Origin of the sequence: Neobacillus sp. OS1-2 (assembly GCF_030915505.1) — a bacterium.
Lineage (GTDB): Bacteria > Bacillota > Bacilli > Bacillales > Cytobacillaceae > Neobacillus.
In genome coordinates this window covers 1112368-1137592 of sequence record NZ_CP133265.1, presented here as the reverse complement: position 1 = coordinate 1137592, position 25225 = coordinate 1112368, and the positions used below count along the sequence as shown (strand labels likewise).

Annotated in this window: 24 protein-coding genes; 21 read left to right on the top strand and 3 right to left on the bottom strand. The window is 41.8% G+C overall.

Features of this window, described 5'->3' with window-relative positions; translation table 11 throughout:
• Positions 1 to 185 precede the first annotated feature (185 nt).
• The 10 genes from prfB to RCG19_RS05835 all read left to right on the top strand — a co-directional run bounded on the left by prfB (position 186) and on the right by RCG19_RS05835 (position 12126).
• Positions 186 to 1287, top strand: a protein-coding gene (gene prfB, locus RCG19_RS05880) for a peptide chain release factor 2 (protein ID WP_166246726.1) whose coding sequence is annotated in 2 segments (ribosomal slippage) — positions 186 to 257 and positions 259 to 1287 — 1101 coding nt in all. Because the reading frame shifts where the segments join, the coding sequence is not laid out codon by codon here.
• Positions 1288 to 1500: 213 nt separating this feature from the next.
• On the top strand, positions 1501 to 2367 hold the full coding sequence (locus tag RCG19_RS05875; protein ID WP_308110030.1) for a YitT family protein: 867 nt from the start codon (positions 1501 to 1503) through the stop codon (positions 2365 to 2367).
• Between the two features lie 52 nt (positions 2368 to 2419).
• A complete protein-coding gene (gene cccB, locus RCG19_RS05870; RefSeq protein WP_308110029.1) occupies positions 2420 to 2773 on the top strand; it encodes a cytochrome c551 in 354 nt (117 codons plus the stop codon).
• Positions 2774 to 3468: 695 nt separating this feature from the next.
• A complete protein-coding gene (gene ltrA, locus RCG19_RS05865; RefSeq protein ID WP_308108194.1) occupies positions 3469 to 4905 on the top strand; it encodes a group II intron reverse transcriptase/maturase in 1437 nt (478 codons plus the stop codon).
• 354 nt (positions 4906 to 5259) lie between these two features.
• Positions 5260 to 5946, top strand: coding sequence for a cell division ATP-binding protein FtsE (ftsE, locus tag RCG19_RS05860; RefSeq protein WP_166246723.1), 687 nt, complete (start codon positions 5260 to 5262; stop codon positions 5944 to 5946).
• Entirely contained in the window at positions 5936 to 6829 is an 894-nt protein-coding gene (gene ftsX / locus RCG19_RS05855; protein WP_308110028.1) for a permease-like cell division protein FtsX, read from the top strand. Before ftsE ends, ftsX begins: the two co-directional genes overlap by 11 nt.
• 120 nt (positions 6830 to 6949) lie before the next feature.
• Complete coding sequence (locus RCG19_RS05850; protein WP_308110027.1) at positions 6950 to 8230, top strand: murein hydrolase activator EnvC family protein; 1281 nt, start codon at positions 6950 to 6952, stop codon at positions 8228 to 8230.
• Between the two features lie 291 nt (positions 8231 to 8521).
• A complete protein-coding gene (locus RCG19_RS05845) occupies positions 8522 to 9979 on the top strand; it encodes a S41 family peptidase (RefSeq protein ID WP_308110026.1) in 1458 nt (485 codons plus the stop codon).
• A 164-nt stretch (positions 9980 to 10143) separates the two neighbouring features.
• On the top strand, positions 10144 to 11337 hold the full coding sequence (locus tag RCG19_RS05840; protein WP_308110025.1) for a PDZ domain-containing protein: 1194 nt from the start codon (positions 10144 to 10146) through the stop codon (positions 11335 to 11337).
• A gap of 195 nt (positions 11338 to 11532) precedes the next feature.
• Positions 11533 to 12126: an NADPH-dependent FMN reductase gene (locus RCG19_RS05835; RefSeq protein ID WP_308110023.1), complete on the top strand. Its 594-nt coding sequence runs from the start codon at positions 11533 to 11535 to the stop codon at positions 12124 to 12126.
• 41 nt (positions 12127 to 12167) lie between these two features.
• Here the strand turns inward: RCG19_RS05835 and RCG19_RS05830 are convergent, their stop codons facing one another.
• From RCG19_RS05830 to RCG19_RS05820, 3 genes are all read right to left on the bottom strand, one after another.
• Positions 12168 to 13223 (bottom strand): ABC transporter permease, encoded by a 1056-nt coding sequence (locus RCG19_RS05830; protein WP_308110022.1) that lies wholly within the window; start codon positions 13221 to 13223, stop codon positions 12168 to 12170.
• The gene (locus tag RCG19_RS05825) at positions 13220 to 13945 is read right to left on the bottom strand and encodes an ABC transporter ATP-binding protein (protein ID WP_308110021.1); all 726 of its coding nucleotides are present in this window, start codon (positions 13943 to 13945) and stop codon (positions 13220 to 13222) included. Before RCG19_RS05825 ends, RCG19_RS05830 begins: the two co-directional genes overlap by 4 nt.
• Positions 13946 to 14122: 177 nt before the next feature.
• A complete protein-coding gene (locus RCG19_RS05820) occupies positions 14123 to 14749 on the bottom strand; it encodes a TetR/AcrR family transcriptional regulator (RefSeq protein ID WP_308110938.1) in 627 nt (208 codons plus the stop codon).
• A gap of 172 nt (positions 14750 to 14921) precedes the next feature.
• On the opposite strand from RCG19_RS05820, the gene RCG19_RS05815 reads away from it, so the two are divergent.
• The 11 genes from RCG19_RS05815 (at position 14922) to RCG19_RS05765 (ending at position 25111) form a co-directional block, all read left to right on the top strand.
• Positions 14922 to 15515, top strand: a complete 594-nt coding sequence (locus RCG19_RS05815; protein WP_308110020.1) for a putative ABC transporter permease — start codon at positions 14922 to 14924, stop codon at positions 15513 to 15515.
• Positions 15516 to 15687: 172 nt separating this feature from the next.
• Positions 15688 to 16473 (top strand): cytochrome c oxidase assembly protein, encoded by a 786-nt coding sequence (locus tag RCG19_RS05810; protein ID WP_308110019.1) that lies wholly within the window; start codon positions 15688 to 15690, stop codon positions 16471 to 16473.
• 188 nt (positions 16474 to 16661) lie between these two features.
• The gene (locus RCG19_RS05805) at positions 16662 to 17942 is read left to right on the top strand and encodes a right-handed parallel beta-helix repeat-containing protein (RefSeq protein ID WP_308110018.1); all 1281 of its coding nucleotides are present in this window, start codon (positions 16662 to 16664) and stop codon (positions 17940 to 17942) included.
• Positions 17939 to 18481: a nitrous oxide reductase accessory protein NosL gene (locus RCG19_RS05800; protein WP_308110017.1), complete on the top strand. Its 543-nt coding sequence runs from the start codon at positions 17939 to 17941 to the stop codon at positions 18479 to 18481. The genes RCG19_RS05805 and RCG19_RS05800 overlap by 4 nt, the downstream gene beginning before the upstream one ends.
• Before the next feature lie 66 nt (positions 18482 to 18547).
• Positions 18548 to 19360 (top strand): ABC transporter permease, encoded by an 813-nt coding sequence (locus RCG19_RS05795; RefSeq protein WP_308110016.1) that lies wholly within the window; start codon positions 18548 to 18550, stop codon positions 19358 to 19360.
• Positions 19357 to 20049 (top strand): ABC transporter ATP-binding protein, encoded by a 693-nt coding sequence (locus RCG19_RS05790; protein ID WP_308110015.1) that lies wholly within the window; start codon positions 19357 to 19359, stop codon positions 20047 to 20049. Before RCG19_RS05795 ends, RCG19_RS05790 begins: the two co-directional genes overlap by 4 nt.
• Positions 20050 to 20100: 51 nt before the next feature.
• The gene (locus RCG19_RS05785) at positions 20101 to 20898 is read left to right on the top strand and encodes a sensor histidine kinase (protein ID WP_308110014.1); all 798 of its coding nucleotides are present in this window, start codon (positions 20101 to 20103) and stop codon (positions 20896 to 20898) included.
• A complete protein-coding gene (locus RCG19_RS05780) occupies positions 20898 to 21539 on the top strand; it encodes a response regulator (RefSeq protein WP_308110013.1) in 642 nt (213 codons plus the stop codon). The genes RCG19_RS05785 and RCG19_RS05780 overlap by 1 nt, the downstream gene beginning before the upstream one ends.
• Before the next feature lie 153 nt (positions 21540 to 21692).
• A complete protein-coding gene (locus RCG19_RS05775; protein ID WP_308110012.1) occupies positions 21693 to 22064 on the top strand; it encodes an ArsR/SmtB family transcription factor in 372 nt (123 codons plus the stop codon).
• A complete protein-coding gene (locus RCG19_RS05770) occupies positions 22057 to 24120 on the top strand; it encodes a heavy metal translocating P-type ATPase (protein WP_308110011.1) in 2064 nt (687 codons plus the stop codon). Before RCG19_RS05775 ends, RCG19_RS05770 begins: the two co-directional genes overlap by 8 nt.
• A 61-nt stretch (positions 24121 to 24181) precedes the next feature.
• Positions 24182 to 25111: a cation diffusion facilitator family transporter gene (locus RCG19_RS05765; RefSeq protein ID WP_308110010.1), complete on the top strand. Its 930-nt coding sequence runs from the start codon at positions 24182 to 24184 to the stop codon at positions 25109 to 25111.
• Positions 25112 to 25225: the final 114 nt, after the last annotated feature.

The window sequence follows — 25225 nt, the reverse complement described above, 5'->3', positions numbered from 1 at the left end:
TATAAATACTAAGGAAGTTTAGTGGATTCTCTTGTGAAATGTAGGATTGTTTATGCTAGTAAATTTAGTGGCGGGTTTTTAGACTATTGTCAAACTTTGAATTTTACCCCGTTATCAAGCTATAATGAAAAAGGACTGACCAAAACGAAACGGACTTGATTTTAATTTTTATAGAGGTGAAGGAAATGGAATTAGCAGAAATTCGTAACGAACTTGAAAAAACAGCTAAGACACTAGCGGACTTTAGGGGGTCTCTTTGACCTTGAAAATAAGGAAGCCCGCATTGCTGAACTAGATGATTCGATGCTTCAGCCTGATTTTTGGAACGATCAAGAGAAAGCACAGCTGGTTATTAGTGAGGCAAATGGCTTAAAGGATCAGGTAAATGAGTTTACTGAATTAAGTGACTCGTATGAAAACCTGGAAGTAACCTATGAGCTTGTGAAGGAAGAAAATGATGAAGAACTTCGAGCGGAGCTGGAGGAAGAACTTCAGCAGTTAACAGAACGCCTAAGTCAATTTGAACTGCAGCTGCTCTTAAGTGAGGAGTATGATAAAAATAATGCGATTTTAGAGCTTCATCCCGGTGCCGGCGGAACGGAATCTCAAGACTGGGGCTCGATGCTGCTGCGGATGTATACCCGCTGGGCGGAGAAAAAAGGCTTTAAGGTAGAGACGCTTGATTACCTTCCAGGTGATGAAGCGGGGATTAAAAGTGTGACGCTTGCCATTAAAGGGCACAATGCGTACGGTTATTTAAAGGCGGAAAAAGGGGTTCACCGCTTGGTAAGGATTTCGCCGTTTGATTCTTCAGGCCGCCGTCATACATCGTTTGTTTCTTGTGAAGTGATGCCTGAACTTAATGACGATATTCAAATAGAAATTCGGTCAGAGGATTTAAAAATTGATACCTATCGTGCCACTGGTGCTGGCGGACAACATATTAACACCACCGATTCGGCCATTCGGATTACCCACTTGCCAACGAATGTGGTTGTCACATGCCAAGCAGAACGTTCGCAAATTAAAAACCGCGAGGCAGCGTTGAAAATGTTAAAAGCCAAACTGTATCAACTTGAAATTGAGCGTAAAGAACAAGAATTACTTGAAATCCGCGGCGAGCAAAAGGAAATTGGCTGGGGCAGTCAGATTCGTTCCTACGTCTTCCATCCCTATTCAATGGTAAAGGATCACCGGACATCTACGGAAAGCGGAAATGTTCAGGCAGTGATGGACGGGGATTTAGATCAGTTTATTAATGCCTATTTGCGTTCAAGAATTTCATAATAACGATTCACCAGCCTTTGTCGACTAGTTCGGTAAAGGCTTTACTTATGACCCCTCATGAAAACCACGATAAAAGCAAATGCTACTTATAAATTTAGCCCTTCATCGCGTCAGTTTGCTGTTATTTACACGGCATTTTTCCCATGCTATACTCACTTTCGGTTATGATTAAAAACTTATAAGCAAAAGGATTTTTTAGAGGAGAATATCGGTATGAATATCTTGAGCAAGCTGACACAAAGCTATCCAAAAACGAGGGTGGCCGTGGATTACCTTTTTATTTTGATTGGTTCTGCCATTATCGCCCTTTCATTTAATGTCTTTTTACTCCCTAACCAAATAGCTTCCGGAGGCGTAAGTGGGATTAGTACCATTCTAAAAACGGTTCTAGGGTGGGAACCGGCATATGTTCAATGGGCGTTTAATATTCCATTATTTATTGCCGGCGTCATTTTCTTAGGAAAACAATTTGGAGTCAAAACGCTTGTGGGCACCATTTTTCTACCTTTTGTCGTATTTCTAACAAATACTTTGGAGCCATGGACACATGACGCCTTGCTAGGTGCCTTGTTCGGCGGAATTGGTGTGGGACTTGGCCTCGGCATTGTTTTTCGAGGAAAAGCATCTACGGGTGGTACAGACCTTGCGGCGCAAATCATAAATAAATACACGGGCTTTACCCTTGGTCGATGTGTAGTCATGATAGACGGGTTAATTGTCCTGACAGCTGCCATTGTTTTCGATATTGAGAAGGGTTTGTATGCGTTAATCGCCCTTTACGTAACAAGTAAAACGATAGATTTAGTCCAAGTTGGTTTTGGCAGATCAAAAATGGCCATGATCATTACCAATAAACAAGAAGAAGTTCGCACAGGAATTTTGAATAAAATTGACCGTGGTGTGACAAAACTATCTGCATATGGTGGTTTTACAGACCATGAACGACCAGTTCTGATGTGTGTGGTTGACCAAACGGAGTTCACAAAATTGAAACAATTGGTCAAAACCCTTGATCCAACTGCGTTTGTCATTGTAATGGATGCGGCAGAGGTACTTGGTGAGGGTTTCAAACACGCATAGCCACTGGTATAATAAAGCATTGATGGTATTTATTTCTGAAAGGGGACTAGTTATGAAGAAAAAGCTACTAACATTGTTGCTAGGGACTTCTCTAGTAATGGGTCTTGCTGCATGTGGGGGCGGCGATGACGACACATCAAAAGATAAGGATAATGGTGGAACCGATACCACTGAAACGGCCTCAGCGGGCGATGCACAAAAGATTTACGATCAAAAGTGCTCAAGCTGCCATGGCGGAGATCTTAAGGGTGGAATGGGTCCAGACTTAACCAAGGTTGGTTCTAGGTATTCAAAAGATGAAATTTTAGATATTCTTAAAAATGGGAAATCCGGCGGTATGCCTGCGAACGTAGTTACTGGCGATGATGCTGACAAAGTGGCCGATTGGCTTGCAGCTAAAAAATAAACAATGAATCAAAAATGATCTGCTATTTAATGGCAGATCGTTTTTTTGTGCGACAGGCAGTCGTACCTTGTGCAGTAGAACTGCACTGAATGAGTTGTTAAAGGTTGGAGTACGTTATTGCGATAAACACGGCTCCCGAATCCTAGAAGACTCGTTTTCCCGAAGGTGAAAATCCTTCCACTAGAGTGCTGATACAACTAGTGAAGACTAATCTAGGGCATCACCGTGAGGTGATGTCTGAAGGAGATGCGGACAATCGAGAGACCCGCAGTCGGATAAGCAGACCCAAATGCAATAAGTGTGAAGCACGGCGGCAGGGTAAGTTGGCGACTATGCGAATATAATGGGAAGCCCACTATAACATTAGTGGTCTCTATACCAATGAATCAGCCGGATAGAGGCAATTTATCAAGTGATGGTGCTGGGTATGTTTAGAAGGAAGGTGCGATGACCCCGTGAGGTCTCCATTCCAACCCAAAGGGACATCTACCTATAAGGGTAATCCGAAATGCTAGATGTGAATGGAGAAGTCAGACGTTCTCATAGTACGGAAGTAGTGTATGGACTAAACCATGCATGAACGGAAGGGGAACGACCTTGTGGCTCCACATCTGTAAAGATGTGTAATGTTAACAGAAAACGATACCTCGGTATAAACGAACTGAATGTACACAATGAAGGGTGCGGAATATGTAATGAATCATACGTTAAAATTCAAATGGCATAGTATTTATGGACAAATACTTTTCGACAGAAGGCTAAAAGCTGCTTGGGAAAAGGTAGAAGCCAACAACGGGTCAGGTGGTATTGATGGCGAAACAATTGACAGCTATAGATATCACTTAGATGAAAATCTGGACTCGCTTCTACAGAGACTGAGAAATAAAGAGTATAAGCCGTCACCAGTAAGAAGACATTATATTCCTAAGAAAAATGGCAAAAAGCGACCCTTAGGCATTCCGAATATTGAAGATAGAATTGTCCAACAGGCAATAGTAAATGTACTTCAGCCGAAATTCGAAAGGGATATCTTTCACAAATGGTCATGTGGATACAGACCAAATGTTGGTGCAGAACGTGTCCTGCAAATAATCATGGCGAATATCGAACAAGGATATAATTACATCTTCGATGCAGATATTAAAGGCTTTTTCGATAATATCCCACATAAGAAGCTGATGAGAGTATTAAATAAATACATCGCAGATGGTACAGTGTTAGATATGATTTGGTTGTGGCTAAAAGCTGGTTATATGGAAGAAGGTAAATTTCACTCAACAGATACCGGCACTCCGCAAGGAGGGGTTATTTCTCCGTTACTAGCGAACGTATATTTAAATGAACTTGATTGGATCTGGGCTGAAAACAATATTCGTTTTGTAAGATTCGCCGATGACTTTTTGTTATTCGCAAAAACCAAAGAAGACATAAAGAGAGCGGCAGATATTACGAAAAGGAAATTAGCCGAACTTGGGTTGGAACTTGCAACGGAGAAAACAAAATTTGTAAACTTCGATGATGATGACTTTGACTTTATGGGATTCACTTTCGAACACTGGAGAAAACGCAAGAAGGATGGTAAGCCATACTATATAGCTAAACCGAAAGAATCAACTTGGAATGATTTTCGCCAGAAAATCAAAGTCAAGACGAAGAAAACACTCACTCTGAGTAAGGAAAAGTGGATTGAGTATGTTAACCCAGTGATTCGAGGAAAAGTAAACTATTTTCTCAATATTTATAAAGCAATTAAGGCAAATGAAGAACACGGATTTAACAGTTCATGCTTCTTTAAAGCATTTGGGAAAGAACTACTTGCGATAGATGGCTATATTCGACAAAGGTTAAGAGTAGCCATGATTCACAAACACCCTAGCCAAAGAAAAGGTCATGCGATGAAAACAAAATGGAATAATGAGTTCTTTGCTATTATTGGACTTATCCCTTCATACTGGTATTACTACCACAAGATATATGGCTTTTCTCTAGAAAGTTACATTCTTCGAATGAAAGAAAAGCAAAAGAAAGAACAGGAAAGACGAATCCTAAAGGCAAAAGAAAAGGGTCAAGAGTATTATACTCCTGACCGTGTCCGCAAAATGAAATATGCTCAAAGATTGGCAACGTATTGACCATTTGTAACACATTGGTAAGCCGTATGCCTTAATAGGGCACGTACGGTTTGATAAGGGGGAAGCCTCGAAAGAGGTTTCCCTACTTTATTATGGGGAAAATAGGTCAAATTGGAGATTAACGGGGTTTTCAGATGAAATATGTAGTGATATTGGCTTTTCCTGTCAACATTTGTAATTCGTTGAAAAGAAACTGTAATAATTTTACCGCTTTTTTTAGCGAATTATGATGTTATAATAGGTTTATGCGAAATTATGCACATATTGTTTGTTATTTTGGTCTATTTTGCAAATATAAGAGGTTTATTGTCGAATATTAAGATTCGAAATAACTTTAACTATAGGTGGTAAAATATGATAGAACTACAAGAAGTATATAAAAAGTATCCGAATGGCGTTACAGCCATTAATGGAATAGACGTCCGGATTAATCAGGGAGAATTTGTATATGTTGTTGGCCCAAGCGGTGCAGGGAAATCAACGTTCATTAAAATGATGTACCGTGAAGAGGTCCCTTCCTCCGGGACGATCTCGATGAATGGGGTTAATCTCGCCAAATTAAAAATGAAAAAAGTACCAATCTTTAGAAGAAACCTTGGGGTTGTTTTCCAGGACTTTAAGCTCCTGCCATCCTTAACCGTCTATGAAAATGTAGCATTTGCTCTTGAGGTTATTGAAGCACAGCCAAAGTACATTAAGAAGCGTGTGATGGAAGTATTAGATTTAGTTAACCTGAAGCATAAGGCAAGAATGTTACCGACAGAGCTTTCCGGCGGAGAGCAGCAGCGTGTATCGATTGCCCGTTCTATCGTAAACTCGCCAAAAGTGGTGATTGCCGATGAGCCTACAGGAAACCTTGACCCTGAAACATCATGGGAAATCATGAACATATTTGAAGAAATTAATACAAGGGGAACCACGATCGTGATGGCAACCCATAATAGGGAGATTGTTAATACAATAAAGCATCGCGTTATCGCTATTGAAGGCGGAAAGATCGTTCGCGATGAACAAAGAGGTGATTACGGTTATGAAAATTAGAACAATTGGCCGTCACGCCCGTGAAAGTTTAAAAAATATTGCCAGAAATGGCTGGATGACGTTTGCATCCGTCAGTGCTGTTACCGTTACCTTAATATTAGTCGGCGTCTTTTTCGTTATTATGATGAATTTAAACAGAGTGGCACAAACCATTGAAGAGGATGTGCAGATTCGTGTTCACATCGATGTTGCTGCGAACAAAGAAGAACAGCAATCGTTAAAAAGTGAGATTGAAAAGATTTCTGAGGTAAAAAGTGTCAAATTTTCTCCCAAAAAGAAAGAACTAGATAATTTAGTAGATAGTCTTGGCGAGGATGGTAAGGCCTTTAAACTTTTTGAACAAGATAATCCGCTTAACGATGTATTTATCGTAAAAACGAAAAAACCGACAGACACGATGGCTGTCTCAAAGAAGCTTGAAAAGCTTAATTACGTGGCAAAAGTAAAATACGGTCAAGGTAAGGTTGAAAAATTATTTAAGTTTATTAATGCAAGTCGTAATGTGGGTGTGGTTCTGATCATTGGCTTGTTCTTTACGGCTATTTTCTTAATCTCGAACACAATAAAGATTACGATAATTGCGAGACGAAGAGAAATTAAGATTATGAGATTAGTAGGTGCAACGAATACCTTTATACGCTGGCCGTTCTTTTTAGAAGGATTATGGCTCGGCATTCTGGGGTCGATTTTGCCAATTATCCTTATTTCAATTGCCTATTATCGTGCATATGATTACGTTGGTCCTAGGCTTGAAGGTACCTTTATCAAGGTGCTGCCATTTGAACCATTTGTTTATCAAGTCTCAGGCATTTTGATTTTAATGGGCGCTATCATTGGTGTTTGGGGCAGTGTTATGTCCGTCCGAAAGTTCTTAAAGGTTTAAATATAATCAGGGAGGGCTCTGTATTAAGTAGTCCTTCCTGAATTTTTAGTTTACAAGATAACAATCGATTTACTAGAAAAAGAGATGTACCTGTACATAGGGAGAGGGGAACCACTGGAAATGAGAAAAAAGGTTATGATGCTCACTATTGCGGCATCCATTGGAATGGGGACAGCTTTTGGTGGACTTTCGATTAAAACAGAAGCCGCGTCCATCTCCAAACTAAAGGGTGATCAAAGTAAAATTCAAGAAAAACGCTCCGATGTAAAATCTGGACTGAATGAGGCAAACGAAAAGATTAATTCGATCAAAGGCCAGCAAGAAGATGTAAAGAATGACATGAAACGAATTGATTTTGCGATTGGTGATACGACGACCAAAATGAATGAGAAATCGGCTAAGATCGAAGAAACAAAAGCCGAGATTGTGAAGCTCCAGGAAGAAACGAAGATTATCATGGAGCGGATTGAAAAGCGAAATGTGCTGTTGAAGGACCGTGCCCGCAGCTATCAGGAAACAGGCGGAATGGTCAGTTACATTGATGTGTTAATGGGTTCAACAAGCTTTAGTGATTTCATTGACAGGGCGAACGCTGTCGCAACCATTATGCAAGCGGATCAGGATATCTTAAAACAGCATGAGGCCGACAAGAAGCAGCTTGAATTGAATCAAGAACAAGTCAAAAACGACCTTGCCGGGCTTGAAAAGATGCTAGCAGACTTAGAAGCTATGAAGCAGCATTTGGCTGTACAAAAGGCAGAAAAAGATAAACTATTAACAAACTTAAATGAGCAAGAGCAAGAAGCACATGAATATGTAATGGATATGCAGGAACAGGAGCAAATCCTTGCAGCGCAAGAGAATGCGATTCAACTGTCGATTAAGCTAGAGCAGGAACGCCAGGCTAAAGCAGCAGCGGCTGCAGCGGCTGCTGCTGCGGCGGCTAAGGCTCAAGGAAATGCTTCAAGCGGCGGTGGTGGGGCTGTAGCAACTACACCACCTGTTTCAGGCGGAAGTTTTACAAGACCGACCTCAGGTGTCATTACCTCAGGATTTGGTGGCCGCGACGGGGCATTCCACTATGGAGTTGATATCGCCAAAGCTGGTACGGTACCAATAGTTGCAGCAGCAGATGGAGTCGTATATGTTTCCCATTACTCGAATAGTTATGGAAATGTAATCTATATTTTGCACAATATTAATGGTAAAACCTATACAACCGTGTATGCCCATATGCAAACACGATTGGTTGGGGAAGGCACAACTGTGAGCAAAGGGCAGCAGATTGGTATCATGGGGAATACAGGTGATTCCCATGGCCAGCACTTGCACTTTGAACTCTATCAAGGACGATGGGCCTATCATTCAGCCATCAGTCCGATGGGAATTGTACCACTATAAAAAAATTTGGGAGAAGCTGTTGCTTCTCTTTTTTTGTGGAAAAGGGGCGGGGCGCCGCAGAAATGAATAAAGTGAAGTTTAGCTCTGCTCACACCGCCTTTATTATGTGACTTCGTCATGTTGCTGGAATATATTTACACGGAAGGATGGGGTGTTCTGCCTCCATCTAGTTTTTGCCGTTCTTTCAATCATAACTCGTCCACTCCACACATATAAGTTAATATGCGGGCAGGAATTTGGAGCCTTTTTATAAAATTTATATGACAGGTATTTAACATAAGGAGGATTCGGATGAATCGAAAATGGATTGCCCTGTTGATGACGGGTTCGCTGCTTACAGGCGCTGGGGGCACCTATGCTGGATTGAAATTTCTTGACCGGACGGAAATGGCAGTTCCTAATGTTGAAGAGAAGGCGGCCCCTAAAGAAGAAGCAATAAATTCCGAGGCAAATACAGAAGGTCTGGAAAAAGTGGAGCAGGCCTACGATATGATCCGAAGCAGCTATGTTGAGAAAGTAGACCGGGAGCAGTTGGTTGAAGGGGCGATTCAAGGGATGCTCGCCGTTCTGAAAGACCCCTATTCCGTTTATATGGACAAGGAAACGGCCAAGCAATTCACGCAAACATTGGAATCATCGTTTGAAGGCATCGGTGCTGAGGTCGGTATGGTAGATGGGAAAATTGTGATTGTCTCCCCTTTTAAAAATTCTCCTGCTGAAAAGGCTGGCATCAAACCGAATGACCAAATTTTAAAGGTGGACGGTAAGAGTGTGGAAGGGCTTGATCTGAATAAGGCGACGCTGAAAATTCGTGGAAAAAAGGGTACGACCGTAAATTTGGAAATTGCCAGAAAGGGTTTAAAGGATTCCTTATCCATTGATGTGAAGCGGGATGAGATTCCACTTGAGACCGTTCATGCCTCCGTCAAAAAACAAGATGGCAAAAAGGTCGGCTATATTGAAATTACCTCTTTTTCAGCAGATACGGCGGCTGATTTTAAAAAGGATTTAAAGGCGCTGGAAAATGACGATATCAAAGGATTGATTCTTGATGTTCGTGGCAATCCCGGCGGATTTTTAGATAGTGTCGGTGAGATCTTAAAAGAATTCGTTCCTAAAGATAAGCCGTATGTACAGATTGAAGAGCGTAACGGCCAGAAAAGGCGTTACTTCTCTACCATTTCGGAGAAAAAGGATTATCCTGTCCTTGTCCTTGTCGACAAAGGCAGTGCTTCCGCCTCAGAAATTTTGGCAGGATCTTTGAAAGAGGCTACCGGTTATAAACTAGTGGGTGAAACAACGTTTGGCAAAGGAAACGTACAACAACCAATGCCAATGGGGGACGGCAGCAATATCAAGCTAACCTTGGCAAAATGGTTAACCCCTGATGGAAATTGGATTCATAAAAAAGGAATCAAACCGGATGTAGTCGTGAAACAACCAGCCCTCTTTGCCGCTCATCCAATTCAGATAAAGAAGCCACTTGCTCTGGATATGAACAATGAGCAGATTAAAAATGCACAAGAAATTTTAGCTGGCTTGGGATATGCGCCTGGAAGAACAGATGGATACTTTAGTGATCAAACCAAAGTGGCCGTGAAGGGCTTCCAGCAGCAAAATGACCTGGAGCCAACTGGGAAAATTGATACCCAAACCGCTGCCAAGCTCGAAGAAGCCGTCGTGAAAGAAGTAAAAAAGGAGAAAAACGATTTGCAACTGCAAATGGCGTTGAAGTTGATCACGAAGTAATGATAAAGCAGAGACTGCGGTCTCTGTTTTATTTTGATAGAATGAAATTTTTATTTTTTCTAGAAACTAGCAATATGTTTTACAGTGTTAATTTGGTAAAATGATCTTTAAGGGACTTTTACATAATAGATTACTAGAATACAAATAGAGGCAGGTGGCAGGAAATGGTGCAAATATGGCTTGTAGAGCTACTTAAAGGGACAGGCAAGTTATTTCTTCATCCTGTTTTATACTATCTTCTTTTCCTCTCGGCGCTGTTAGGTGTGCTCCGAGTGAAACGGGAGCGGAAACATTTCCATATTCGAGCGCATGATGCCTATTTTGAGCTGCGACAATTGTTTCCACTGGGACTGCTCATCGGACTTATCCTTTCAATTGTTGTGGTTGCAGCAGGGATCACCGTACCATTTGCTATTATCCTTCTAATAGCGGGATTTACGCTGTTGTGGTCATTAACGACTAATATACGTTTAATGTCACCGGCTTACACGGTTGGTGCTGCCTTTTTTGCGGTTATTTTAATGGCAGAAAATAATTGGTCGATTCCTCCATTTTCAAAGGCATTTCAGTCTATAAGTGAGAAGGTGTATCCTTCGGTTGTTGTGGTTTTGGGTTTATTGTTACTAGCAGAAGGCATCCTTATTTTAAAAAATGGGGCTAAAGGGTCATCGCCTAAAATCACCAAAAGTAAACGTGGTCAAAGTGTTGGTGCGCATGAAGTAAAACGTTTTTGGATGCTGCCCATATTTTTACTAATCCCCGGGAATGCGCTACAGCTTCCATTTGAATGGTGGCCGGTCTTTCATATAGGGGCGGGCGAGTATTCACTATTTCTTGTTCCAATTGCGATAGGATTTCACCAGCGGGTTAAAGGGATGCTCCCTGCAGAGGCCATCCAACTGCACGGCCTTAGGGTAATTGTACTTGGTGTGTTCATCACACTCATTTCGGCCGCAGGTTATTGGTACCCACTCGTTTCTATCGTAGCCGTAGCATTAGCTGTTATCGGACGTGAATTAGTGGCATTGCTTGCCTATATGAAGGATGAAAATCTGCCGCCCTATTTTTCGAAAAAAAACCACGGTGTCATGATTATTGGTGTCATTCCTGAATCACCTGCAAGTAAAATGGGGCTTCAGGTGGGAGAAATAATTGGAAAAGCCAATGGTGTATTGGTGCGGGATGAAAATACCTTCTACGAGGCACTGCAAAAAAACCGGGCCCACTGCAAATTGGAGGTCTTCGATACCAAAGGAGAGATCCGATTCGTCCAACGCGCCCTCTACGAAGGCGACCACCACGAACTTGGCATCCTCTTTGTTCAAGACGGACGAAAATATGACGAAAAGGGTGCCTGACACCCTTTCTATGATTACCACTTAGCCTATAATGGCTAAGTGTTTTTTTATTTCCTTATGGGAATTAATCCGTTTACCACGTGAAAGGTAAAATGGTTGACAGTGAGGGGGAAATGTAATATTATTATCTCGAATTAAAAATATAATAATTCATAATAACTAAATCTGAGATTTTGTAATAAGGTGGTGCAGGATATGGGTTTTTTGGATAAATTATTTGGTAAAACAAAAGAGGAGGAAACGACAATGACAAAATTAAACATTGGTATTATTTTAGGAAGCACACGTCAAGGACGGGTAAGTCCACAAGTTGGAGAATGGGTGAAAGGGATTGCTGACAAGCGTGGGGACGCAAATTATGAAATCGTTGATATTGCCGATTTCAATTTACCATTTTTGGGAACAACTGACGGCACTGAACCAGGCATCGCAGCATGGAACCAAAAACTTGCTAACTTAGATGGGTTCGTCTTTATTGTTCAAGAATACAACCACAGCATCACAGGCGCATTAAAAAATGCCCTTGATTTTGCACGTGAAGCATGGAATGACAAAGCGGCTGGAATTGTAAGCTATGGTTCAACCGGCGGTGCTCGTGCAGCAGAACATTTACGCGGAATCTTAGGCGAATTAAAAGTTGCCGACGTTCGCACACATCCAACATTATCTTTATTCACAGATTTTGAAAACGGAAGTACCTTCAAACCGGCTGAATTGCATCTGACAAATGTGAATGCCATGCTTGGCGAAGTGGTTGCATGGAGCGGCGCATTAAAAACAATTAGATAATGGTATAGCAAAAGAGGGGATGATCATTCATCCCCTCCACTCTATAACTTTCGATATTTTTTCATTGAAAAGATATTAAGTAGGATGAATACACCCGCGAATATCACTAATGCCAGAAGGTCCCCGCCAATCTCACTGAAACCATTCCCTTTATACATAACGCTCTTTAAGGCATCACCTGCATAGTACATGGGAAACACTTTTGCAATCACCTGCAGCCAATCGGCCATTCCTTCCAGAGGGAAAATCCCCGCGAAGAAGATTTGTGGAATAACCGCAATCGGGATAAACTGCATCATTTGAAACTCGGAGGCAGCAAACGTTGATAACAATATTCCTAATGATAATGCCACCAATGCTAAAAGCAAATTAATCAGAAGGACATTCCAAATTGAGCCAGCGAGCACGATATCCAGCACGGTAATCGAATAAAAGACAACAATAATTGTTTGCAGGACTGCAAATATGCCATAGCCGATCAAATAGGCGGTAACAATTTCTCCTCTTCGAATCGGAGTAGATAATAATCGTTCTAACGTCCCAGTCGTCCTCTCACGTAGTAACCCAATGCCGGAAATGATAAATACAAAGAAAAAGACGAAGAAACCGACTAGAATAGGGCTTAGTACATCAAAAAACACGGTGTCTTTGTTTCCATACACATAGTTTGTTTCAATCTTTTTAGGCAGCATTCCTGCTAGTGCTGGATTTTGCTGAATGAGTTTGCCTTGTGCAAGGGCTGAAACCGTTTGGTTGACTTTCGCCTGCAATCCCTTAGCGGAGCTGGGGTCGTCATTCTGAAGTGTTAATTTCATTTGTCCATTTTCCTGCTGCAGCAACCCGCTTAGATCATCATCCACTACAGTGTTTTTTGCTACCGCGTCATATTCCTTTACCTTTATGTCTGCCTCTTTGAAGGCTTTTACGAGACTGGAATCAACCCCTACGACACCTATGGTCGGTTTCACAGTATTGCCATTAAATAAGAAGTACATGAGGGTCAAAATTAATAAAGGAGCCACAAACATTAAGGCTAATGTTCGTTTATCACGCAGCATTTGCTGAATGATCCTTTTGATTAGCGCCGTTGTTCTCATGACTGTTTCACCCCTGCTTTGAGGAATACCTCATCGAAATCGTCTGTTCCGTATAACGCCTTTAATTCACTAGGAGTGCCGCTCGTTAAGATACAGCCGTCCCGGACCATGGCGACGTAATCACACTTAACTGCCTCATCCATGACATGAGTGGTGACGATAATGGTCTTCTCTTCTTCATTTTTTAGGCGTAAAAATTCCTTCCAAATCGATAACTTCAATTCGGGATCAATTCCTACTGTCGGTTCATCTAAGATTAACACTTTTGGGTCTTGAATAAGGGCGATAGCCAAGGATAAGCGCCGTTTCATTCCCCCTGAATAGGCTGCCACTCGCTTCTTTAGGTCTCCTGTCAGGTTGACCAAGTTAGCAACGTAAGCGATTCGTTTCTTTTGCTCGCCCTTACTCAACCTGTAGAGTGAAGCAAAAAATTTTAGGTTTTCTTCTCCTGTTAACTCTACATATAAGGCATCGGATTGTGCCATATAACCAATTTCCTGAAGCAGGCTAAGATTCGGCATCTTTTCGCCTAACACATGGATCGCCCCTGTATCGGCCATTTCCATGCCAACGATCATTTTGACAAGCGTTGTTTTCCCGGCACCTGACGGACCGATTAATCCGAATAATTGGCCTTTCGGGATGGTTAAGTTGACATCATTTAAAACAGGCTTCTTCCCAAAGCTTTTATTGACTTCCTCTACATTAATGGTTGGATTCACATAAAAACCCCCTCAATTTCACGCAGTTAATGAACAGTGTGTTGAACATCTTTATACCCTAATAATAAATTGTCCATCCATGAATTACAATGAACAATATGGAGGAAAGTGTTCATTGTTTTGTATGATGAAAAAAAGAAGTAGAGCACGCCTGAAATTTGTCACTCTTCCCTTCAGTTATTTTTTCATGCCTGCAACAAACCCAGGTCCAAGTAAAGTCATACTGGTTAAAATGATGGTCATTTCCCGAGGTGTTTTTTCCATGTTACTTTCCAGCCATTGCTGGACTACCCCAAGATGGGCCGAGCTCACATAAGCAATAAAAAATTCCAAGGGAACAAGAATATCCTCCCTTTTTAAATTTTCAGCAATTTTTTGCAGAAACATTTTTTTAATCAATTCCTTTAGCTTCACTTGAAAAGCGGCGTTCCCTTTGGGGCCTAAGATGACCTTCATAAAGCTAGAATTGTCTTGAAAGTATTCAAATAGTTTGAGAATGACGGGAACCGGTTCGGATTGACTGGTAAAAGCAATGGCCTCTATTGGATCGAACTCTTTTATCAACTTTTCAATTCCCTGAAGAATCTCCTCCTCACTTTGCTCTAATAAATCGTACTTATCACGATAGTGCAAATAGAAGGTTCCCCGGTTAATCTTCGCTTTCTCCGTTAAATTGCGGACTGTCACCCCTTCAAACCCTTTCTCCTCCATGAGTACTGTAAGTGCATCGCGAATCACTCGTTTGGTTCGCATAACCCGTTTATCTGTAACCCCTTCTGACACATTCATCCCTCCATTCATCATGATTTGCAATCATTTCTGCCCCTATCATATCAAGATTGGCCGAAGATTATCAACATGGTGTTGAGTAATGTAGGTGCCTGACACCATTTTTGTGGCATTTTTTTGTATATTTGGCAGACCAACTGTTAAACATAAAGTGGAAAATTTACCATTTATGAAAGGTGGTTACGCCATGTTCATAAGTTTGTTACAAGGCATTACGGTTCAAAATTTTGAAATTCTTACGATTGAAGGAGCAGCGACCATCGTGTTTTATTTCACGGTGTATTCGTTTATTGGCTGGCTGCTTGAAAATAGTTACAGCTTCTTCACTAAGCGGGAATTTTTCAAAGAGAATTTTCTATTTGGCCCCTTTAAACCGATGTATGGCTTTGCTCCGGTGCTGTTGGTTTATTTGATTTCACCTAATACAAATGGGGTCATCATGATCCTCTTATGCTTCTTCATCCCGACATTTGTTGAGTATGTAAGTGGGATGATGCTCCAAAAATGTTTTCATAAACAATGGTGGGATTATTCGGATACGCCCTTACAGCTTCATGGTCATATTTGTCTTCCCTTCTCCATCTGCTGGGTTTTCTTGTCCCTTGTAGTTGTAAAATGGATTCATCCGGAAATTGCTTCTATGTATCGGGTGATAGAACCCTATTGGGCATGGGTTTGGTCTGCAGTAGGACTATATTTTCTTGCCGACCTCGTTTTAGCGATCCGGAGGCATACACTACAGAATTATCTTACAGATGAACCAACTAACCCCATTCAGTAGGATACTGGGGCGTGTGGAAGCAAAGCCTGTCCTCATGAGGTGCTTGTGAGGACAGAAATGGGGGCAGCCTATTTGGCATAAATCGCGTGAACCGACATAAACTCTATAGGTAGTAAAAGGATCTTTCTCTAAAAACGAAAAACAGAGTGATGGTAGCTGGAGGGAGAAGTATATGTTCGATGATGTTTGGCTTCAAGGTCAATTGTTGTGGAATACCCCTTTATTAGCTGGCCTTATTGTTGCGGCCGCACTATATGGATTCTTATTGATGAACTTTACAAACGGAATCATTCATCTAAAACAACCCTTCCTTTTTTTCCTTGGCTTGGTCTTACTCTATGTAACGATTGGCAGTCCTTTATCGACCGTCAGTCATCTGTCGTTCAGTTTGCACATGATCCAAATGAGTATGTTATTTTTCATCATCCCGCCACTTCTTCTATTAGGTATTCCCGATTCATGGCGCACTAAGAGCGCACGACTAAACAAACTATTCCTCTCTCCGTCCGCTGCACTATACACTTTTGCAATCCTGTTCCTCTTTTACCATCTGCCAGTCATTTTAACCTATCTTTCACAACATTCCACTGTTCATAATGGCTATTTGCTTGTTCTGCTATACACGTCCTTCCATATGTGGCGCCCCATTGTAAACGGGCAGAATAAACGCTACGCCATGTTGAGCGGGCTATTGTTGCTGCCTGCTTGTATTCTATTTATCCTCAATGCCAGCCTGGGTGAGGTGAATAACCCGCTGCTTGCACAAATGACTGCAACATTTTGCTTTACCCCCACCGAACTAAGCTCTATCAATCTCCTTCCTGCACCGTTCAACACTAGACTTGACCAGATGATGGCTGGCTTTCTCATGCTCGGGCTGCATAAATTTGCGCTCATTGTGACCATGCGTCTCGGGAAAAAAGTACACGTGCAAGAAAAGAGGGGAAATGGTTTATGAACCATCTCCCCTTTTTTCCATACATAGATTCAACTGCCCTGTTTGAAAAAAAACTGCCAAAAAACGTTCAAATGTGAACAAAAAAATAGCCCTACTGAGTCATTGGAAATACCTACCGAATCGTTTATTTTAGACTTGTTACAGATTTCAACCCCTTTAAAAAAGTTTATCTGGAAGGAATTATAGAAATGAAAGTATTACTGAAACTGATTTTATTTGTGGGGATGATTAGTTTAGTTGGAGGAAAGGGGACATCTGCAAACGGATCTCTTCAATCACAAATCAATGGTGTGCCAGCAGGTGGGAAACTAATAATAGCTGCTGGCATATATCAAGAACCGATTGTTTTATTAAAGCCGATAGTAATAGAAGCTGAACAAGGAACTATTCTTAAAGCTTGTAATGATAAACCAGCTATTACCATCAAGGGGAAAAGTGTAACCGTAAAAGGGATTCAGATCATGAGCTGTAAAAAAGATAAAAGCCCGGCAGTGATTAAAATGAGTGGGAAGAATCATCACATTGAAGATGTCACCTTGAAAATCTGGAAATCTGGAATATACCTTGAAAACGTTGAAAGGACAAGTTTCCGGAATATTAGACTAACAGGAAACGGAAAGGGAAATGGGGTTGAACTTTGGGATTCCCACCAAAATACATTTGAAGGAATCAAGATTGAGCATGTACAAGATGGCTTTTATATGGAGAATAGTCATCATAACATCTTTAAAAGCAATACCATCAGTGATTCACGGTACGGGCTGCATGTGATGTTTTCCGACAGTATTACCGCAACCCAAAACATATCAACACGGAATTTTACCGGTGCAATGGTAATGGGAACCAATCATTCCGTTATTGCTGAAAATCAATTGCTGGAAAATAATCAAAATGTGAATGCCCAAGGGCTGCTACTCTACGATGTACACCATTCAATTGTGCATCACAATCGCATAACTGATAATCGTGTCGGGATGTTTATCGAGGATTCAAGCGAGAATGACATCACTGACAACGAAATAACTGCAAATTTTGTTGGCGCACAAATCAATCGTATTAGGAACAATTTGATTACCGGCAATACGTTTATCAGTAATGTGAATGATTTCCAAGCGACGGATGGAACGGATAATACCATTCAGCATAATTACTGGGACACCGCCATTAAGCTTGATATCGACAGTGATGGAAAAAGCAATTTGCCTCACAGCGCTGATCCGTTTTTTCTTAAACTGGCACGAGAAACACCACCTTATCAGCTTTTCTTTCAGCACCCGGGGATGATGTTATTGCAAAAAATGCTAAAAAGCCCCGTAAACATGCTAGTAACTGACCAGGAACCATTAATGACGAAGGTGTTAAACAACCAGCAACAATCTGAACAGCCTGAGACTATCTTCTGGGCCATCTGTTTGTCAATGATTTTCGCTAGTCTATTAATAATCTATTTTGGGAGGAAAAAAATATGAAACACAAATTGGTAAATACCTGCTTCATTGCTATCTTAGCTTTATTCGTTGTCGCAGGATGCAGTAAAAAGGAAGTGAAGCCGGTGGCGATCAATGAAAAAACCGATAAATGTGAAATCTGCCATATGGCGGTAAAAAATAACGAGTTTGCTACAGAAATTATTCTTGAAAGTGGAAAATCAATGGTATTTGATGATATTGGCTGTATGTATAAATGGATGAAGGAAAATCCCGATAAAAAAATCAACCATTCCTTTGTTAAAGATTATGATTCAAAAGAATGGATTGAAGCGGATGAGGCTGCATATGTGTATGACAAACCGATTAAAACCCCAATGGCCTATAATGTTCTTTCTTTTACAGATAAAAAAGATGCTCAAATTTTTATCGATGAACATGGCGGCAGTCTATTAACCTATGATAACCTCCAAAATCATAAATGGGAAAAGAATGAGGAAATGGTAAAAGAAATGAAGGAAAAAATGAACATGCACGGACAGGATGACTTGAAAATGGAACATTCCGAGGATAGTCATTAATGAATGAATAATGGAGTAATAGGACAGTCTGCTACGATTGTCCTTTTGCATGAAAGGAACCAAAAAATGAAAAATTTATGGCTTTCTGAATGGAAGACAATGACGAGGCAGCGTTCTTACTATCTTTTTCTAATTCTATGGGTGCTGGTGTTTTCTTTATTATTTTTACTCGAACGAACGAATGCCGGCCTTTCTAATTTTACCAATATAACTGGAACGATCGTGAATATCTTGCTGTATTTATTGCCGCTATTTATGCTGATTATCGGTTCCTTTTCGATTACTAATGAATTGGAAAGCGGGCAATGGCATCTTCTCTGTACGTATCCTATCGGTATTCCAGCCTACCTGTTTGGGAAATTTGCCGGTTTGATTATGGCGCAGGCGGCTGTGTTCACCTTAAGCTTTGGAATCAGCATGGCAATTGGTTTATTTGTAGGCATCCAATTATCGCTGCCATGGCTGCTGGGAATCTATCTCTTTTCTCTCCTTTTGATCTATGTATTTTTAATTCTTGGGGTATTTCTTGGAACAGTTGCCAAAACAAGATGGAAGGCATTAATGGCGTCGGTCGCCATCTGGTTCTTCCTTATCATGATTTGGCCAACCGCTTTGATTGCTGTTTTGGGACTCATTCCCTACTCAATGATTGAACCGTTAATGAAAGTAGCGATGGTCCTAAATCCAGCCGAGTTTTTGCGATTCTTTTTAATTATTAAATGGGATAGTGGTGCGATATTTGGTGCGTCGTATGATGCGATTGTTCACCTATTCCAATCGGGTGCAGGCTGGATCATCTTGATTGGCTACCTGATTGCTTATATCTTTATGCTGTTTTCCCTCTCAATCCTGTTACTAGGAAGGAGGAGGTATCTATGATAACGATTAAAAATGTCTCCAAGATATTTAAGCAAAAAACAGCTCTTCATTCATTCTCGTTAACAGCAGAAGACGGAGAATGCATTGTACTCTGCGGTGGAAACGGTGCTGGGAAGAGCACCCTGCTGCAGATCATTGCTGGCATTTCGCCACCTGGTGATGGGACTGTTTTGATTAATCAGGTAGATATCAAGGGAAATCGTAAACAGTATGTGTCGTTAATTGGATACATGCCTGATGAGTTTTTTGCCCAAGAATCGCTGAGCGTCATAGAGTTTTTAACGTTTTACGGAACGTTTCGAAAGGTTGCACAACCTCGGATTATGGAAGTGATCGACACGCTTGGGTTGGAGGCAAAAAGGGATGAGATGATTAAACACTTATCAAAAGGGATGCGACAACGGTTGCTATTTGGCCAGGCATGGCTGGCAGCCCCCGCCGTTTTGATTCTTGATGAACCGACAAATGGCCTCGATCCATATTGGATAGATGTTTTTATTGAGTTGTTAAACAAAATAAAACAGAGTGGTACGACGATAATCTTTTCTACTCATATGATGGATGTGGCCGCCGAAGTGGCTGATCAAGTAATTTTTATGGAAAATGGAAGGATGATTGAGGCGATTCGGAATGATCACGTTAACACGAAGCAATTTATGGTGGATCTGCTGAACCGCTACCGTAAATAGGGGGAATAATTCGATCCAATATGCTTTAATGAAGTGGAAGAGGTGGTGTAAATGTCGTATCGTACGTTAAAAATAATCACGATCTTAATCCCTACCCTGCTTATTGGGGGCTTTGAACTGATTCGGCATAATACTGTGTTACTGCGAAATTTATCGATGGAGACGGGGAATTACTTGATTATCCTTTTAACATTGGTCGTTTCCTATGGGTTTTCTACTTGGCTGTTTAAGCTGATTGAGGAAAAGAACCGTCGACTCGCAACCGAGAGGGAAATGCGGGCTGTTTATGAGGAAAGGGAACGGCTGGCAAAAGAACTGCACGATAACATTGCTCAGACATTATTTTTACTAAAGGTAAATTTAAAAAAAGGAAAGGTAGAGGAGGCGAGCGGTCTTGTCAACTCTATCGACGCCAATCTGAGGCAGGCAATTTTTAATCTGCGTGTGAATCCTTTAGAGTTGATTTCTTTTCCGAAACGAATAGAGAATTGGCTGAATGAATGGAGTGCTGTTTCAGGGGTTGACGCAAATGTTTCCATCGGGTTAGAGGAGGAATACTTTAATCCTTCGGAAGAGGTGCAACTGTTTGGCATCATTCAAGAGGCCTTTACGAATATCAGAAAACATTCCGAGGCACAATCTGCGTCGTTCCTGCTCCAGAAGATTTCCGATGGTTGGGAGATGAAAATTGAAGACGATGGGAAAGGGTTTGCAAAGGATGAACGGAATCTGAATCAATATGGTCTCGTCATGTTAAAAGAACGTGTTGAAAAAATTGGTGCGGTACTTGACATTGCCTCTATAAAAAATAATGGAACAAAAATAACGGTACGAGGGAGCGACAAATAATGGTACCTTATCGAGTGTTGATTGCTGACGATCACCCCCACGCGAGGCAGGCGATTATGGAGATACTTGAAGGAGATTCACTGTTTACCATTGTGGGGCAGGCAAAGAATGGCAAGGAAGCCATTCAACTTTGTACTGAACAGCTTCCCGATATTTTATTAATCGATATCGAAATGCCAGTATTGGATGGCTTGGCAGCAACGAAAATCATCAAGGAGAAATATCCGTTCATCAAAGTGATTATACTAAGCGTCTCCGACAATGTCGGGGATTTGTTTACTAGCATCCAGTACGGCGCCCAAGGCTACTTATTAAAAAATATGGACCCCGACGATTGGCTTCTGTATCTACGTTCAATTGTTGATGGTTCGGACGCGGCAACAAGGGGGTTGGCTGGAAAATTGCTCTACCAATTCCGTGAACGTGATTTGCAGAACACCCCGGCGATTAGTTCTCTAACTCCGAGGGAAAAGGAAATTCTTCTATTAGTTTCAGAAGGGCGAACCAATAAGCAAATTGCTGAAAACCTATTTATTGCTGAAAACACCGTGAAAAACCACATCAAAAATCTATTAGATAAGCTCTGTCTTGAAAATAGAGTCCAGCTTGCTTCGTACGCAGTGAAATATATTACAAAATAATAAGGGAGAGCCTCCATTTTAAGGGGCTCTCCTTTTCTATTCCCCTTACCTCAATCGATTTTATTCCTAAATAAGAAAAACCATTGACATTCAAACCTCCATTTGAATATTATATAATCAAACGAACATTTGAATGAAGGAAGTGTGACTTGCATGAAAGAGCATGATGTTTGCGAGATTACCTGTGTGGATAGCGAGAAAACCACTCGAGTTCAGCAGCAACTTGAAAAAGGGAACTATATCCCTGAAGTGAGTAAGCTTTTTAAAGCGTTGGCAGATGAAACTCGGATGAAAATTGCTTATGCTTTGACGCTAGAAGACGAGCTTTGCGTCTGCGATGTGGCCAATATTGTTGGGGCGACAACGGCGACAGCCTCCCACCACTTAAGGCATTTAAAAAGCCTTGGTCTCGCGAAATACCGTAAAGAGGGCAAGCTTGCCTATTACTCACTTGATGATGATCATGTAAAGCAATTAATTCATATCGCGGTGGCCCACCAGGAGGAGGTGGCAGGTCGTGAGTGAAACGATTGAAAAACAAGTCTATCGTGTTCAAGGTTTTTCCTGAACCAGTTGTGCCGCAAAGTTCGAAAAGAACGTACAACACCTGGATGGTGTTGTTGACGCAAAGGTAAACTTCGGTGCCTCTAAACTGACTGTTTTCGGAAGCACCACAATGGAACACCTGCACGAAGCCGGGGCCTTTGAAAGGTTATCGATTTTTCCGGAAAAAGAAAAACTACCTGTCTTACCAAAGGAACCGATTTGGAAAAGGTTTGGACTGCTCGGGCTGTCATTACTATTTCTCGCAGCCGGATATCTTTTTTCCGAAAACATCCTTTTCGTTGCCGCTATTTTACTAGGAGGTTTTCCCCTATTTAAAATAGGCTTGAAAAATTTATTCCGACTAGATTTTGACATGAAAACACTGATGACCATTGCGATCATTGGTGCGGCTATTATTGGCGAATGGAGCGAAGGTGCCGTTGTTGTCATCTTGTTCGCGATTAGCGAGGTTCTGGAACGGTACTCGATGGATAAGGCAAGGAACTCGATTCGCTCGCTGATGGAAATGGCACCAACAGAGGCCATCGTTGTCAGGAATGGCAAGGAAATGTTACTAAAAGCCGAGGATATCGAGATCGGCGATTTAATGCTTGTGAAACCGGGGCAAATGATTGCCATGGACGGAATCATTATCGACGGTCATTCCTCTGTCAATCAAGCGGCCATTACCGGCGAATCCGTTCCTGTTGAAAAAGCCGTCAATGATGACGTCTTCGCAGGCACGCTAAATGAAGAAGGATTTTTACAAATAAAGGTCAGCAGGCTCGTTGATGACACGGCGATTGCCAAAATCATTCATTTAGTAGAAGAGGCGCAGGCAGAAAAGGCACCCTCCCAGCAGTTTGTCGACCGATTTGCCAAGTACTACACCCCGGTCATTATGTTAATTGCAGCCCTTGTTGCTGTGGTCCCGCCGCTCTTGTTTACGGCTAGCTGGCAGGAATGGATTTACCAGGGTCTTGCAGTTTTAGTCGTCGGCTGTCCGTGTGCACTGGTAATTTCTACCCCAGTAGCCATCGTTACAGCCATCGGCAACGCTGCTCGTAATGGAGTGTTGATAAAGGGTGGCAGCTATTTAGAGGAACTAGGTGCGGTGAAGGCGATTGCCTTTGATAAAACGGGTACGCTGACAAAAGGGGTGCCGGTTGTCACAGATTTCATCAACTATAGCGGTGATGAGAATCTGCTTGCGATTATTGCGGCACTCGAAAGCAAATCGCAACACCCGCTTGCAAGTGCCATAATCAAAAAAGCAGCATACCTTGAAAGTGAAGTTACGGAGTTTACCTCGATGACCGGTAAGGGCATTAAAGGGATGGTAAACGGGGTGGAGTACCGGGTTGGGAATACAAAACTGTTCGATTCGATCCCTTCGGAAATTGGTGTCCAAATCGCCGCTTTGCAAAATGAGGGCAAAACCGTGATGATTGCCGGAAATGCTTCAGTGGAAATCCTCGGATTGATTGCGGTTGCTGATGAGGTTCGCGAAAGCAGCCGGGGTGTCATGGAGCAGCTTTATCAGCAAGGAATTAAACAAACGATTATGTTGACCGGAGACAACATGGCAACTGCCGCTTCAATCGGCAGTCAAGTTGGCGTTACTAGTGTGGAAGCGGAGCTGCTGCCTGAAGATAAATTGACTTTTATAAAAAAATTAAAATCACAGTTTGGCAGAGTCGGGATGGTCGGCGACGGGGTCAATGATGCACCGGCACTTGCTGCAGCGAATGTGGGGATTGCGATGGGCGGAGCAGGGACGGATACCGCTTTAGAAACGGCTGACATTGCCTTAATGAATGACGACTTAACAAAGCTGCCGTTTACCATTAAACTAAGCCGTAAGACATTACGGATTATCAAGCAAAATATTACCTTATCACTTGTAGTGAAGCTGGCAGCGCTTCTGTTGGTCGTTCCAGGCTGGCTGACCCTATGGATCGCAATTTTTGCTGATATGGGAGTGACGTTACTCGTTACCTTTAACGGTTTAAGACTTTTGAGAGTAAAAGAATAGCTATGATTTTTAAAGAGAACTATAAAAGAGCCGCCACCACGGTGCTCTAGGGGGGATAAACATGGGTCATCACCACCATCACGGACATTCTCACGGCCACTCGCATGGCCATTCACATACAAGTAATAAAAAAGCTTTATTGAGTTCTTTCATTCTGATTGCTGTATTTATGATCGTCGAAGTAATCGGCGGATTTTTGACAAACAGTTTGGCACTATTATCTGATGCCGGTCACATGCTGAGTGACGCCGTGGCACTTGGCCTGAGCTTTTTCGCCATCAAACTCGGGGAAAAACAAGTATCACAAGAAAAAACGTACGGCTACAAACGATTCGAAATTATTGCAGCAGCTCTAAACGGACTAACGTTGGTTGTCATTTCCTTATTTATCTTTTATGAAGCCATTCAGCGCTTTTTCGCTCCACCGGATGTACAAAGCACGGGGATGCTGATCATTTCCATAACAGGATTGATGGTAAACATCATTGCCGCCTGGATTTTAATGAAAGGCGACAAAGATGATAACTTGAATGTTAGAAGTGCCTTTTTACATGTGATTGGTGATATGCTCGGGTCAGTTGGAGCAATTATTGCGGCCCTTCTTATTATGTTTTTCGGCTGGGGCATTGCAGACCCGATTGCCAGTGTTATTGTAGCAGCGTTGATCCTTGTCAGCGGATTTCGCGTTACCAAGGATTCCTTCCATATTTTAATGGAAGGGGCGCCAACGCAAATTGATATCAGTCAAGTGAAATCCACGCTCGGCGGGATTCCACTCGTAAAGGAAGTCCATGACCTTCATATCTGGACGATTACTTCTGGATATCCAGTCTTAAGCTGTCACATTACCATCGCCGATAACGGGGTTCATGATGAAATTCTCTCACAATCTCAGCGAATCCTTCACGACGAATTCCACATCGAACACAGCACTATCCAAGTAGAAAAAGAAACAAACGGCTGCCCGAGCCCGCACGGCACCTGTAACTAATAGCACTTACCATTTGGCACCTTTTAGATTGGGTGCCTTTATTGCGTTTGGTATTTTTTTACATTTGGTGCCTGTCACCAATAATACACTCCCCAACTTAGTAAGCTTTTTTAT